This window comes from Edaphobacter flagellatus, assembly GCF_025264665.1.
In the GTDB taxonomy this organism is placed as follows: domain Bacteria; phylum Acidobacteriota; class Terriglobia; order Terriglobales; family Acidobacteriaceae; genus Edaphobacter; species Edaphobacter flagellatus.
Genome location: NZ_CP073697.1, coordinates 3,147,635 through 3,162,923, shown reverse-complemented (window position 1 = coordinate 3,162,923; position 15,289 = coordinate 3,147,635). Strand labels below are relative to the sequence as shown.

General features: G+C 50.9%; 8 protein-coding genes. 6 read left to right on the top strand and 2 right to left on the bottom strand.

From position 1 onward, the window contains the following. The first annotated feature begins 304 nt into the window (after positions 1–304). Both KFE13_RS13175 and KFE13_RS13170 read left to right on the top strand, forming a co-directional pair. Complete coding sequence (locus tag KFE13_RS13175) at positions 305–4,081, top strand: FG-GAP-like repeat-containing protein (protein WP_260703573.1); 3,777 nt, start codon at positions 305–307, stop codon at positions 4,079–4,081. Between the two features lie 26 nt (positions 4,082–4,107). After that, entirely contained in the window at positions 4,108–5,886 is a 1,779-nt protein-coding gene (locus KFE13_RS13170; RefSeq protein WP_260703572.1) for a CRTAC1 family protein, read from the top strand. 17 nt (positions 5,887–5,903) lie between these two features. Here KFE13_RS13170 and KFE13_RS13165 read toward each other — a convergent pair whose 3' ends face one another. Further along, positions 5,904–7,517 carry a tetratricopeptide repeat protein gene (locus tag KFE13_RS13165; RefSeq protein ID WP_260703571.1) on the bottom strand — a complete coding sequence of 538 codons (1,614 nt, stop codon included), beginning with the start codon at positions 7,515–7,517 and terminating at the stop codon, positions 5,904–5,906. Between the two features lie 159 nt (positions 7,518–7,676). On the opposite strand from KFE13_RS13165, the gene KFE13_RS13160 reads away from it, so the two are divergent. The 4 genes from KFE13_RS13160 (at position 7,677) to KFE13_RS13145 (ending at position 13,800) form a co-directional block, all read left to right on the top strand. Next, positions 7,677–8,855, top strand: coding sequence for a TIM barrel protein (locus KFE13_RS13160; RefSeq protein WP_260703570.1), 1,179 nt, complete (start codon positions 7,677–7,679; stop codon positions 8,853–8,855). A 176-nt stretch (positions 8,856–9,031) separates the two neighbouring features. Beyond that, positions 9,032–10,036 (top strand): substrate-binding domain-containing protein, encoded by a 1,005-nt coding sequence (locus tag KFE13_RS13155; RefSeq protein ID WP_260703569.1) that lies wholly within the window; start codon positions 9,032–9,034, stop codon positions 10,034–10,036. Positions 10,037–10,162: 126 nt separating this feature from the next. Continuing rightward, on the top strand, positions 10,163–12,370 hold the full coding sequence (locus tag KFE13_RS13150) for a bifunctional rhamnulose-1-phosphate aldolase/short-chain dehydrogenase (RefSeq protein WP_260703568.1): 2,208 nt from the start codon (positions 10,163–10,165) through the stop codon (positions 12,368–12,370). After that, positions 12,367–13,800, top strand: coding sequence for a rhamnulokinase (locus KFE13_RS13145; RefSeq protein ID WP_260703567.1), 1,434 nt, complete (start codon positions 12,367–12,369; stop codon positions 13,798–13,800). The genes KFE13_RS13150 and KFE13_RS13145 overlap by 4 nt, the downstream gene beginning before the upstream one ends. Before the next feature lie 62 nt (positions 13,801–13,862). On the opposite strand, the gene xylA is transcribed toward KFE13_RS13145, so the two are convergent. Next, positions 13,863–15,185 (bottom strand): xylose isomerase, encoded by a 1,323-nt coding sequence (gene xylA / locus KFE13_RS13140; RefSeq protein WP_260703566.1) that lies wholly within the window; start codon positions 15,183–15,185, stop codon positions 13,863–13,865. Positions 15,186–15,289: the final 104 nt, after the last annotated feature.

Here is a 15,289-nt window from a genome sequence, read left to right as displayed (position 1 = left end):
GCACTCACATCGATGTAACCGGTTACTTTTATTTCGCACGAAATTTAGTCTTCCCGCTCCTCTTTGTCAAACAAAATGTTCAACCCCCGTTATTTCTCCCTCAATTAGCGATCTAGAGCCGAATCTTATTGTCAAATTCGGTGAGGGCTAAGGGCCCTTCATTGGGCCGGCTCCGCATTGATGCTAGGATGCATTTTGTTGGCTTACGAACCCGATTTCATTGGCTGTAACTACTTCAAGGATGTTGTATTGCCACGTGCCTAGACCGTCTCTCTCCCGCCGCGCATTTCTGCAAAAGATGGGTATGGTTCCAACTCTTCTGCACAGTGCGCCTTTCATGGGCTGGCCATTTTTCCGCAGCTCTTTTTCTCAGGCCAGCCATCTTGCCCTGCCTCTTCCGGAGTTTCATCTCAAACCCAATTACCCGGCAAAATCTCCACTGGAAGATGTGCTTCGCTATATGGCACCGGGGACTGATGAATTTGTCTCCGAAAAATATGCCGCCGAAATCGAGTTTGAACTGAAGCAATGGAGCACCGCGCTGGTTTCTACTGGTGACTTCAAAATTATTGGCCCGTTACTCGATACCACAATTGAGGCCACATCTTTAAAGCCAGCACAACAGACAACACTACGCAGTGGACATGGAGTCGAGACATTAAGAATAAGGTTCTCTCGGGAAATTGTTACAGGGAGCGATAATTTTCTAAAGCATCTTCGTGACTACCTTCAACCAGCAAGCCGTATCGTGACGGCGCAGTTCGATGTTATTGGACTTGAAGAAATCTCTACGACCCCACTAGTACTATCTATTGATATTCGCTACGATTTCGTATTCGAAACCGTCGGTGCGCGTCGCGAAGAGCGCATAGGACAATGGAATACGAGATGGAGCCACGATTCTTCCAACGCGTGGAAGATACTCCGATGGGAGGGTGACGAAGAATCGCGAAGCATCGCTTCCGCATCGGCTTTCATCGATGTTACGCACCATGTGTTCGGATCGATTGATTCATATCACTCTCAGATGCTACGTGGTACCGATTACTGGCGCACTGTTCTAGATGCATCCTGTGGGATCGATGTCTACGGCAACAATGGTATCGCAGCTGGCGATTATGATAACGATGGTTTTGATGATCTCTATATCTGCCAACCGGCAGGATTACCCAATCGGCTCTATCGCAACCGCGGTGATGGAACATTTGAAGACGTTACCGAACGGGCAGGTGTAGGTGTACTCGACAATACGGCATGTGCGCTATTTGCCGATTTTCGCAATAGCGGGCTGCAGGATTTGCTCGTCGTTTGCGGCAGCGGCCCTTTGCTATTCCTCAATCAAGGCAATGGCTTATTCACAATCAAACAGGATGCCTTTAAATTCGCACAGGCTCCGCAGGGAACGTTCACTCATGCAGCTCTAGCTGACTACGATCAGGATGGACGACTCGATATCTATTTCTGCCTTTACAGCTACTACCTTGGTCTCGATCAGTATCACTACCCTGTGCCCTACTTCGATGCCCGTAACGGACCGCCCAACTTCTTGCTGCATAATGAAGGCGACGGCACATTCACAGATCACACAGAAGCCGCTGGGCTAAACAAAAACAATAACCGCTATAGCTTCGCTTGCGCCTGGCAAGATTCCCGATCGAGTGGGTTTCCCGATATTTATGTTGCAAATGATTTCGGCCGCAGTAATCTTTATCGCAATAATGGCGACGGCACGTTCACCGATGTCTCAACAAGCGCTCGCGTAGAAGATGTAGGGGCAGGCATGAGTGCTTCGTGGTCTGATATTGACAACGACGGACATCCAGATGTGTATGCCGCCAATATGTGGTCAGCCGCAGGGCAAAGAATTACTCAGCAAGCGATCTTTCACAAAAAGGCTCCTGAGAATATTCGTGCACTTTATCGCCGCCACGCTCATGGCAATTCCCTCTATCGCAACAATGGCGACAGCACCTTTCAAAATGTGAGCGACAAAACTGGCGTCGAGATGGGGAGATGGTCGTGGAGCTCGGATTTTTTGGATTTCGATCATGACGGCTACTCGGACCTCTACATCACGAACGGTTATATTTCCGGGCCGGAAAACAATGATCTTGCTAGTTTTTTCTGGCGTCAGGTCGTTGGCAAGTCGCCCGAGGATTCGACTCCATCTCAAGTCTATGAGCGAGGATGGAATGCGCTCAATGAGCTCATTCGTTCCGATAACTCGTGGAGCGGGTATGAGCGCAATGTGATGTTCGCAAACAACCGCGATGGAACATTTACAGAGATTTCAGGAGCAATTGGGCTCGACTTCACAGAGGACTGCCGCTCGTTTGCTCTCGCTGATATCGATCACGATGGCCGTCTGGAAATCATTCTGAAGAATCGTAATGCCCCCCAACTTCGCATCGTGCACAATGCCTTGCAAAATATTGGCAATTCAATCTCTTTCCGCTTATCTGGAACGAAGAGCAACCGTGACGCCATCGGAGCCATAATTCATCTGGAAGTGGGAACGCTGCGGCAAACAAAATCAGTTCAAGCTGGTTCCGGGTTCCTCGCACAACACTCCAAAGAGATCTTTTTTGGAACGGGTGTCCATTCCGAAAAAATGCGCGCAATCATTCACTGGCCCAGCGGATTCAATCAGTCCTTCGAGGACATCCCCAACGATCATCGCATTGAGATAGAAGAAGGCAGAACGGATTTCGTGGCAAAGCCTTTTGCCGTTTCACCCGCCATCTTTTCTTCCCCATCTCTGGTGCCCCCAGTTGATCAAATTCCTGAATCCTTCAGCACATGGCTTATCGAGCCGCTGAAGGCACCTGAATTTTCCTTACCTGATATTTCCGGCGGCACACATAGCCTAAGTTCCCTCCGCGGTAAATATGTACTGCTCACTTTCTGGACAGCTCAGTCACCACAATGCACTGATTTGTTGGAACACCTGCATCAACATGGTGAGGCATTCAATACCGCCAGTGTAAATATTCTTGCTATCAACACAGATGGGGATGCAGATGCGTCGGCAGGAAAATCTCTGGCCAAGCATCTCGGTCCTAATGTTGCAATCCTTTTCGCAAACTCCGAGACTACAGGAATCTACAACATCACCTTCCGCTACTTATATGATCGCCGTCGGGATCTTGTGCTTCCCAGCTCGTTCCTCATCAATACAGATGGGATGATCGTCAAGGTCTATCAGGGACTCATAGATAGTCAGCAAATCCTTAAAGACATACGGTCGGTGCCAACTTCGGCAGCGCAGCGTCTTTTGCAGGCTCTCCCCTTTCCCGGAAAGGTCTATCAGGATGCCTTCCAACGCAATGACTTCACCTATGGCGTGGCCATGTTCCAGCACGGCTATCTTAATGCGGCTGCAGAATCATTCCTGCAGGTCATCGAGCAAAAACCCAACGATCCAGAGGCTTACTATAATCTTGGCACGCTGAACCTGCATCGCAATGACCTTTTGCAAGCGCGCAAATACCTCGAACAGACGGTAAAAATGCGACCGAACTACCCAGAGGCATGGAACAACCTCGGCATGACCGCCGCGCAGCAAGGCTTACCAAAGGAAGCCGTTCGGAATTTCGAACAATCATTAAATCTTCGCCCCGACTACGTTGTCGCTCTAGTCAACCTCGGCAATCTCTATCGTCGCCAGGGAGCATTCGATAAAGCGCAAGACCTATTCAATCGGGCACTTGAGCTTCAACCCGAAGATCCGGAGCTCCACTACAACTTCGGCATGCTGTACGCGCAGCAAGGACGATCACAACAAGCAGCCGATTATCTGCAAAAAGCTATCGCACTGCGCCCTGCCTACCCTGAGGCCTTGAACAATCTCGGGGTGCTCTATGTCCGGAACGGAGACTATAACCGCGCAGAAGAACAATTCAAGACCTGCATTCGTCTAGTGCCTTCATTCGATCAGTCCTATCTCAACCTTGCACGAGTCTATGCAATCCGTCATGACAAACAGCAGGCCATTCAAACCCTACAGCAATTGCTGGCATTACAACCGGAAAACCGTACGGCACAGCAGGCGATAGAGATGCTGAAATCATCACTTCCATAGCAAAATGCTTCGTGTAGACTCTGACCGTGAACATCCCACGCCGACGCTTTCTCGGGTCATCGCTCTTTTTATTTGGCGGAACCCTTCTTGATGTTCTTACCACTCCGCTCTGGAGGTGGCATAATCCCGATCTTGTTCATGCTGCAGTCGCAACTCCCACATCACCCGTACAGTTTACAAATGTGGCAAAGCAGGCGGGACTCACAATTCCAAATGTATGGGGAGGCGTTGATCACAAGCGCTCCATTATCGAAGCAAAAGGATGCGGTATTGCCTTCTTTGACTACGACAATGACGGCTGGCTGGATATATATCTCACAAACGGCACTCGGTTCGATACACAGTGGCCTGCGGGGCAAGCTCCTACGACGCATCTTTATAAGAACAACCGCGACGGCACTTTTACTGATGTCACGGAGAAGTCTGGACTAGCACGCACAGGGTGGCAAACAGGCGTTTGTATCGGAGACTACGATAATGACGGCTGGGACGATCTCTTCTGCTGCTTCTGGGGCCAAAATATTCTCTTCCACAATAATGGCGACGGCACTTTTAGTGACGTCACTCAAAAGTCTGGGCTCAATCAAAAACAAGTACGCTTGGGCGCCGGTTGTACATTTCTGGACTATGACCGCGATGGCTATCTTGACCTGTTTGTTTGCAACTACCTCAAGCTCGATACCAAGGATACTCCATCGGATACCACCACTAAATTCTGCCAATGGAAAGGCGTGCCAGTCATGTGCGGCCCGCGTGGCCTGCCTGCCGACACGAACATTCTGTATCACAATCGCGGCGATGGTACGTTTGTGGACGTATCCGAGAAATCCGGCATCCTCAAAGTCGGGCCACGTTACTCCATCACTGCCGTCTCCTACGACTTCGATAATGATGGATGGCCTGACATCTATGTCGCTGTAGACTCACAACCAAGTGTTTTATTGAAGAACAACCATGATGGCACCTTTACCGATATTGCTGTTACGGCTGGCTGCGCCTACAACGAAGATGGACACGAGCAGGCTGGCATGGGCGTCGCCGTTGCAGATTACGATTGCGATGGCTGGTTCGATATCTTCAAAACCAACTTCGCCGACGACACCTGCAACCTCTACCACAATAACGGAGATGGTACGTTCACTGATGTAACTGCTGAAGCTGGTACCGCGGTCAATAACGGATACGTCGCCTGGGGCTGCGGTTTTGCCGATTACGATAATGACGGATGGACAGACATCTTTCAGGCTAATGGTCATGTCTATCCGGAAATCGACAGATATCACTTCGGCCAAACCTTCAAAAATCCTCGGCTCGTCTATAAGAATATGGGGAATGGTCGCTTTAAGGATGTCTCCACAGAGCTAGGACCAGGTGTTGCCGAACATTTTTCGAGTCGCGGTGCGGCGTTCGGAGACTATGACAATGATGGCGACATCGATGCCCTTATTTTCAACATGAATGATGTGCCGTCGTTGCTCCGCAACGACGGAGGCAATCAGCAAAATTGGATAAAGCTGAAGCTTATAGGGACCAAATGTAACCGTACCGCTATTGGGGCGCGAGTCCATGTCACAACTGGAAAACACGTACAGATGGACGAAGTCCACAGTGGCACCAGCGTGATGTCACAGAGCGATCTGCGCCTGCACTTTGGCCTGGGCAAGTCAGAGACGATTGACACTGTCGAAGTGAAATGGCCAACAACGCAAAAAGTCGAGAAATTTACGAATATCTCACCGAATCAGATACTCACTATTCGAGAAGGTGAGGGCATTATCTCGACCTACAAACCGAAAAAGTCTTGAACAGACTACGTCCTGCATCAATTTAAATTGGATGGCTGTCCCTGCAACACAACAAGAAATTGTTTCACTTTGTGTCGCTGCTGATCAACGGTTTCAGCCTGAGCCCTTTCAACTTCACGGTGCTGATCAAACTCCCGTTTTGCCTTCTCTTCTGCACCGATTCTTTGGTATGCGACTCCAAGACGATAATACGCATCTGCTAGCTGCGGCTCAACCTCGATCGCCTTGGTGAAATAATGGATCGCCTCGGTAAAATTTTTCTTATTCGCATTCAAAATCCCGAGTTGCAGATAGGCTTCTCCATATTTCGGATTGATCTCAATAGACCGAATCAACAACAACCGTGCTCTCTCTACATCTAAGAGATTCGCAGAAACATCTTGGCGTTTCAGGATCGCCTCCGCATAGTAATAATAAGCACGGCTATCTTCTGGTTGCACCTGAATGAATCGTGCCAATTTAGACTCGGCGCAGGCCAGCGGCAAAGGGGCCGTCATCTCGATCTCACCAAGGAAAATATATGGTTCACTGTCTTTAGGATTCAAGTCGGAAGCTTCACACAAATGCTGGGCTGCTTCTTCATACTGCGCACTGGCAAAAAGTGCGGCCCCCCAAGCAGATCTCATTCTTGCTGATTTTGGATAGGCAATAGCTCCTTTTCTGAAAACTTCGATCGCCGGCCATATAGCACGATGCAGTAAAAGTTCAGTGCCCCAGGTAAATTCATTGAGCTCACCTGGGTCCAAGCGCACAGCTGCTTCATATTCTCGCTCTGCTGAGAGCGCATCCCCTTGCGCCTCATCCACATCACCTGCAAGGCGATGAAAATCAGCGGTGTCTCCACTGGCAAGTAGGTAATTCACATGCGCATGTGCATTCTTCAGGTCGCCCGTTTCTTTATAAGCAAGCGCAAGATCATATTCATTACTGCGATCTGCCGGATCAATGTGATACGCGGCCTCCAGTAAAGGCTTCGCCTCACGATAGGAAGTTTTTTGCAAATAAAATCTTCCAAGTTCGTGATTCGCAGTGAAGCTTAGCGGTGAGGCTACCACAGCATCACGTAATGCCCTCTCCTTTTCATCCGATTGAGTAAGTACAACAACTTTATTTTGCTTTAGCGTTTCCGTCGCACGCGCAAGCGTTTCACTTGTCCTAAGAACTGCATCCGATCCGTGTCCTCCAACAGCAGTCCAATCAGTAATGCCTGCGACTGTAAAGTTGGGCTTATCGGCAAAATCTATGTTCTCAGCGCCAGTGGCACTTGTAACGATCGTCAGAACGACGGAGGTCGTCGTTGCGCGAGTCGATAACATCGCAGACGCGTGCTTATTCTCCTTTTCTGCATCCACTCGATAATTTCCAGATCCCACTGTCGCGAATGCAAAACTACCGTGCAAGTCTGTTCGTGTCGTAGCAATGATAGTTTCAGCTTGCCGCAACCGTACAACAGCATCTGGAATCAGGTTGCCACTCGCATCATTTACGACACCATAAATTGCAGCCGGTTTTGTCTGTTGCGCAATGCCCCACTCACTGATTCCGGGGAGAAAAGTAGATATCAGCAATAGACTGGCTCTCCCCCTACAAAAATTTCGCGTGATCTTCTGGAAGGCGAGAAAGCGTGCCATAATTTCCGAATTGTACTCTGGAGATTTGGATAGACGCATTAGCATCTCTCACGTCAGTCGAGAAACACATAGCGACGCTCTCTCGGACGAACTCCCGCAGCGTGATATTATCAGGGTCATTTCAATAGGAAACTTTATTCCTACTCAAGTGGAGGGGACTTGCACAACATAGAAGAGCGGATTGGCAAGGCTCTCGATGTTTTTCAAATCGAACTGCCGTCCTGGGGGTTCGCCAACACCGGCACGCGATTCGGTAAGTATTTACAGTCTGAGGCTGCAACTTGCATTGAGGAAAAGTTTGCCGATGCTGGAGAGGTACATTCGCTGACCGGATGTTGCCCTACGCTCGCATTGCATGTTCTGTGGGATCTTCCAGGCGGCGAAGCGGACACGACAAAAATCCGCGACTTGGCAACGAAGCACGGCATCCGCCCTGGCTCTATCAATCCCAATCTTTTTGAGCGGCAGGAATATAAATTCGGATCTATCTGCAATCCTGACTCGGTAATCCGCCAACTTGCCTTAGACCACCTGCTGGAATCGGTGAGGATCGGCAAAAGACTTGAGTCACGAGACATTTCCTTATGGATAGCGGACGGATCGAACTATCCCGGGACGCAGAGTATTCGAAAGCGGATCGAATGGATGGCTGACGCGCTCGCTGCAACACATGCCGAACTAGGGTTGGAACAGCGCATGCTGATTGAATACAAGCCGTTTGAGCCAGCCTTTTATCACACCGATATTGCAGACTGGGGCATGGCTCTGCTGCTGGCGCGACAGGCAGGCCTGCAGGCGGCGGTGTTGGTCGATACGGGACATCACTACCAGGGGCAAAACATTGAACAGATCGTCGCCTGGTTGCTCCGGGAAGGCCAGCTTGGAGGGTTCCACTTCAATGATCGCCGATACGCGGATGATGATCTGACATTAGGGTCGATTGACCCATACCAGGTATTCCGTATTTTCCACGAATTGCTTTCTTCTGAAAACGGGTTTGACCAGGTCGCCTTTATGGTCGACCAGAGCCACAACATGAAAGGCAAATTGGAGGCGATGGTTCAAACTGTATGCACCGCGCAGGAGATATTTGCGAAGGCTGCATGTGTTGACCGTCAGGAATTGGTCGAATACCAAAAGCAATGCCGCCTAGTAGATGCGGAAGAATGCCTGCGTCGGGCCTTCTGGCTTGATGTGCGCCCTATGGTCCGTGAATGGAGAAAACAGCGTGAACTGCCAGAAGAGCCGATGGCAGCGTTACGCCAGAGTGGGTACGTGGAACGCATTCGCGCTGAGAGAAAAGCCGCGAATGCACAGTCTGCCTCATCGTATGCATAATGTCGCAATATCGAATTGCACCAGAGAATTCCGATAGCAACCCTTTATGATAAGGCTGACTGTAAGCTCATTCGAGGCCTGCTTTGCCTATCTCTACGACGAAACGACTATACCTGGTTCCTCTTCTCTCTAAAGCTTTAGACATCCTGGAACTATTGCAGCGTGAGGATCGCCCTATGTCGCTTGAGGCGATCTACCAACGCACTCACATCTCAAAAACCACCGTATATCGTGTGCTCAAAACCTTTGTGCATCGCGGGTACGTGGCGCAGTCACAGGATGGGCAGTATCGGCTGATCAGCCGCCCTCGCAAGGTACGCTTTGGGTTCGGTAAGCAGAGTGGAGACATGCCGTTTTCAGAGGCTGTCACAGCCAGTCTTCAGGATGCCGCAGCGCAAGCTGGGGTAGATCTAACTATTCTGGACAATTGCTATGATGCAGAGACTGCGGTGAAAGCAGCGGAAGAGTTCGTAAAGAACCGCGTGGATCTAGTCATTGAATTTCAGATTGACCAGAAGGTTGCACCCATTATTGCGGATAAAATCGCCACCGCAGGCATCCCACTGATTGCGATTGATATTCCGCATCCACACGCAACATACTTCGGCGTAGATAATTTTCGCGTTGGAATGGTGGCAGGGCAGTCTTTAGCCGAGCATGCAGTTGCGAACTGGGGTGGGAAGGTGAATTGGGTGCTCGGACTCGATATTGAAGATGCTGGGCCGCTGGTGCAAAGTCGCATCACTGGTGCGTTCGAAGGCATACGCGCACAGTTGCCGGACCTTCCGGTGGAGTCTTTTGTCCGCATGGATTGCAGAGGCATCCGCGAAAAAAGCGCCCGGCTGGTCACTGACTTTCTGAACAGGCATCCTAAAGATCGGCACATATTGGTTGCAGGCGCTACAGACACGAGCGCATTGGGTGCCCTAGAAGCTGCGCGCAGCCTGAAACGTGAAAAACATGTTGCCATTGTGGGACAGGATTGCATTCCTGAAGTCCTCGAGGAGATGCGACGCCCAGGCAGTCCTTGGGTGGCCTCCGTCTCTCATGAAGCAGCAAGCTACGGTCCGATGCTCATACAGCTAGGACTGTCCCTACTTCAAGGACAGACTGTTGCCCCATATAACTTTGTTGAACACAAGCTGGTAACAGCTGAATCATTGCACAACCGTCATCTTTAAATAGTAGTGTGCTCTCTCAATCCATCGTTTTTCATCGACGACCTAAAGGTTTGTTTTGGAGCATATATCAATATAGAAATATTTTTCCTATTGGTATATGCTGCCAGCATGGACAGGGGAAACGAGATGAAGGCTCTTGCTAATCTGCGGCTTTTAAAAGATCTGTGGGACGAAAAAGTAGCTTCCACGCTCGATGAACCCGAGCTATTGCGTTACCGCTCCAACCTTCTTGGAGCTGACCTGCGAATCACAAATTTTGGCGGCGGTAATACCAGTTCGAAGCTCCTGCAGCCTGATCCCCTGACCGGTGAACCAATTGAAGTGTTATGGATCAAGGGCAGTGGCGGTGATCTTGGCAGTATCCAGCGTAAGGGCTTTGCTACGCTCTATCTCAACAAACTACGCGCACTGGAGAAGCAATACGGTGGAGTAGCCGTAGAAGACCTGATGGTTGAGAAGTATCCTCTGTGCACGTTTGACCAGAATCCAATTGCAGCCTCGATTGATACGCCCTTGCACGGATTTCTTCCCTACCCCCATATCGACCACCTCCATCCGGATTGGGCCATTGCGTTGGCCGCTTCTGCCAATGGCAAGGAGAAGATGCAGGAATTCAACCAGCAATTTGGACACTCTCTTGTCTGGCTTCCATGGCAGAGACCCGGATTTGAATTGGGGATGATGCTGCGGCAGGTTATAGAACAGAATCCGAACGCCGATGGCGTGGTGCTGGGTGGACACGGCCTGTTCACATGGGGCAACACACAACGTGAGTGCTACCTGAATACGCTGGCAGTCATCGATCACCTAGGGCAATTTGTGCAAGAACATCAGTTCCGCAAGCAGGGCGCGATATTTGGTGGAGAAGTTACTAAAACACGCGCAAATAGCAAAGATCTCGCTCTCGAGCTCCTGCCCTTTCTGCGTGGGCATGTCTCCCAGCAGAAACCTTTGATCGGAAGCTGGACAGATATTCCGGATGTTATGCAATTTGTAAATGCGCACGATGCGGCAGCACTGGCACATCTGGGCACCAGCTGTCCGGACCACTTTATCCGAACAAAAATCCGCCCAATGTTTGTGGCCGCAAGCGCGGAAGATGATGTTGCCGTCCTAAAAAAGAAGCTTGAATCGGCGTTAGCCAATTATCGAGCAGAATATGAATCCTATTACAAGCAACATGCGGAACCCGTTTCCCCAGCCATGCGCGATCCAAATCCAACGGTCGTGCTGATTCCTGGCCTCGGCATGTTCTCCTTTGGCAAGACCAAAGCGGAGGCACGAATCACCGGCGAGTTCTACGTCAATGCGATTCATGTCATGGAAGGCGCAACGGCGCTGAACGGGAATGAACCGATGCACGAACTGCCTCAGGCGGGACCCGCAGCCCCAAGAGATGCATTCAAAGTTCATGCTAATTATGTGTCGCTGCCCCCATCAGAGGCATTCCGCATCGAATATTGGGCTCTTGAAGAAGCAAAGATTCGCAGGCAGCCTCCGGAAAAAGAACTCAGCAGACGGGTTGTGTTGGTTGTTGGCGGAGCAAGCGGCATAGGTAAAGCGTCTGTGTTGCTCGCAGCTCAACGCGGCGCACACATTATGATCGCGGACCGCGATCTGGTTGGCGCAGAAGCAGTAGCGAAAGAAGCCCGCGAGATTGCCGGAAAGGACGCTATTGGTATTACCGAGATTGACATTCGCAGCCGGACTGCGATTGAGAGCGCCATGAAGGCCTCCGTGGCGCAGTTCGGCGGCCTGGATATTCTGATCAATACGGCAGCGATCTTCCCATCTTCTCCCACAGGCGTGATTGACGATAGCACTTGGGGAACCACGCTTGATCTAAATGTGACAGCGAACTATCTGCTTGCCGATGAGGCGGCCAAACTCTTCGCTACGCAGGCCCTTAATGGAGTCATCGTACTAACCAGTTCAGCGAATGCGGTAGTGCCCAAACGAGGCAGTGAGGCTTACGATGTAAGCAAGGCGGCATTGAGCCACTTGGTACGAGAGCTGGCTGTAGCGTTGGCACCACATGTAAGGGTAAATGGCATCAGTCCGGCCACAGTGGTCAAAGGGTCAACGATGTTTCCGCGCGACCGAGTGATCGCATCCTTAAAAAAATACGATATAGACTTTGACAATGCTGCCAGCGACGACCAGCTTCGCGAATCACTCGCTACGTTCTACGCAAGACGTACCCTGACCCACCAACCCATTGACCCCGTGGACTGCGCACAGGCGATTTTGTTTCTTGCCGGACCGCACACACGCTGCACAAGCGGCCACTTAATTCCCGTTGATGGTGGCCTGCCTGAGGCCTTCCTGCGGTGAGTTTGCAGCCAACTCTGGTAGCAATTGATCTCGGCGCAGAAAGCTGCAGAATCTCTCTGCTCGAATGGGACAACTGTCGACCGAAAATCTCGATCGTGCGGCGGACGAACAATCAGCCACAGGACGACGGAGCAGGCGGCCTGCGCTGGAATCTGGACCGGATTTGCAACGAAGTCGATGCGGGACTTCGCGAGTGTGCAGCATTAGCGAGCAAACCGATCGATGCGATTGGCGTGACGGGTTGGGCTGTGGACTATGTGCGTCTCAATTCGGCAAGCAAGCCACTGTCGCAGCCATTCTGTTATCGGGATGAGCGCAATCAAAAAGCCCTGAAAGCCGTGCATGCGCTGATTCCAGAAACAGAGTTATATGCGATTGCTGGAACGCAAATACAAACGATCAATACGATCTATCAACTTTATGCGGACAAGCTGGCTGGAATCTCTGCTTCGACTCCGTGGGTCAATCTGCCAGAGTATGTGCTTCATCGACTCGGCGCACCTCGTATAGCGGAATACACGAATGCGACACACACCGGGCTAGTTGATCTGGAGAAGCGTGCATGGTCCGCTCCGCTTTTCGCGGCTCTCGGACTTTCCTTGGAGGCAGCACCCGAGCTCGTAGAAACCGGAATGATTCTGGGCACGCTGAACTGCGACTTGCGCAGCCTTCCCGCATTCGCCAATACGCAACTCATTGCCCCGGCCTGCCATGATACGGCTTCAGCCGTGGCAGGAATACCGGTAATGAGCAGCGAGCCCTGGGCCTATCTCAGTTCTGGAACCTGGTCGCTGCTGGGCCAGTTGCTTGCAACTCCACTTAGAACTTCTGACGCCTGCGCGCGGGGCTTCACCAACCTCGGTAGCGCGGGCAGAAAGATTCTCTTTCATCGCGGTATTCCGGGCATGTGGCTGCTGCGCCAGTACCTCAATGTCTGGGATCCGGCACGTACGTGGGACTTTCCTGAATTGATTGCAGAGGCTGAAAGACTACACCCTCCCGATTCGCTGCTTGATCTGGATGATCCCACGCTTGGTCTCACTGGAGATATGGCGCAGCGTATCAACGATCAGAGAATCCGTCGTCAGCTACAACAGCTTCCACAGGGGCACGAGGCCGCGCCACAATATGCAAATTTGATCTTTCACAGTCTTGCCGCACGTTATGCAACACTACTGGACGATCTCGAATCTTTAACAGGACGGCGCGCTGCGCGTATATATGCCGTCGGAGGCGGCAGCCGTAATGATTACCTCAATACATTGACGGCGGTCGCAACGGGTGTTCCCGTGCATCGATGCTCTGTGGAGAGTACGACGCTTGGAAATTTTGCAATTCAATGGGCTCGTCTCGATCAAACACAGGGCAGTCCGTCTTTGGACTCAATTGCTTCGAAAGCCATAAAGCTTGCTGAAGCCCACATTTCCTAACCGTGAAATGCGTCGATTGCCATCATCACCACTACCTAAGCTCATGCATTTGCATGTAGACACTAGGAATAAATTTTCCTGACAAGCAGATTCTCAATACGCTCCTGCTTACCGGATTTTGGCTTTGGCGCTATTGCATCTTTTTCCGCCTTAGCTGCAATTTCATCTAGTGAGAGCTTCCCTGCAAGCATCGCCTGAGCTTCCGTCGTCTTCCAGCCTGCATAACGTTCCGCGATAATGGAGTCGTACTCTCCCTCTTCAATCAGATGAGCAGCAGTCAGAAAGGCTCGTGCACACAGGTCAATGCCACCAACATGCGCATGGATAAGATCCTCTGGCATAAAGCTCTGACGACGTACCTTCGCATCGAAGTTGCAGCCTCCAAGCCCAAGACCTCCGGCTTTAATCACCTGATACATAGCCATCGTCATCGTCCATAGATCATTTGGGAACTGATCTGTATCCCATCCGAGCAACATGTCGCCACGGTTGATATCTAACGAACCAAAAATGCCCAACGCACCCGCTGTTGCGATCTCATGTTCAAAGCTGTGGCCAGCCAAGGTAGCATGATTCGCTTCAAGGTTGACCTTGACTTCCTTCTCTAAGCCAAAGCGCTTTAGGAAGCCGTAGACTGTGGCTGCATCAAAGTCATACTGGTGCGAAGTTGGTTCTTTGGGTTTCGGTTCGACGAGTATCTGCCCTTTGAAGCCAATCTTGTGTTTATAGTCGACAACGAGCGAAAGGAAGCGTCCCATCTGCTCCAATTCCTGCTTCATGTCGGTATTCAATAATGTCTCGTACCCTTCACGGCCACCCCACAGCACATAGTTGGAGCCGCCAAGCTGTTGTGTCGCATCCATGCAGTGCTTTACGGTAGCAGCCGACCAAGCGAAGACCTCCGGGTCAGGATTCGTCGCAGCGCCCGCCATGAAACGTGGATGTGAAAACAGGTTTGCCGTACCCCATAGCAACTTCGTCTGCGACGAGGTCATCTTTTCGGCCAGATAGTCCACCATGGTATGCAGGTTCTTCAAAGTGCCCGCTAATGTTGGCTCCGCGGGAGCAATGTCAGCATCATGGAAGCAAAAAAACGGCGAGCCAAGCACACGGAAGAAATCAAATGCCGCATCGGCCTTCAGCTTTGCCAGGGTGAGCGGATCACCTGGAGCCATCCACGGACGGTCGATCGTTGGGCCACCAAATGGATCGCTACCCGTCATGGCGAATGAGTGCCAGTAGGCAACGGCAAAACGAAGATGCTCGCTTAGCGGCTTACCCAATACAACGCAGGCAGGATCATAGTACCGATACGCTAAGGGATTGGTGCTCGAAGGACCTTCAAATTTCACCGCGGGAAAGTGGCTAAAGATTGTTTCAGACAAAATGCTTTTCCTTTCATCTCATGGCGAACAGTGAATGACTGGGTAAAAAATTCGAGCGGGGGGCAATGCTCTTCCATGCATAACGTAAAAGAAGAACAACAAAA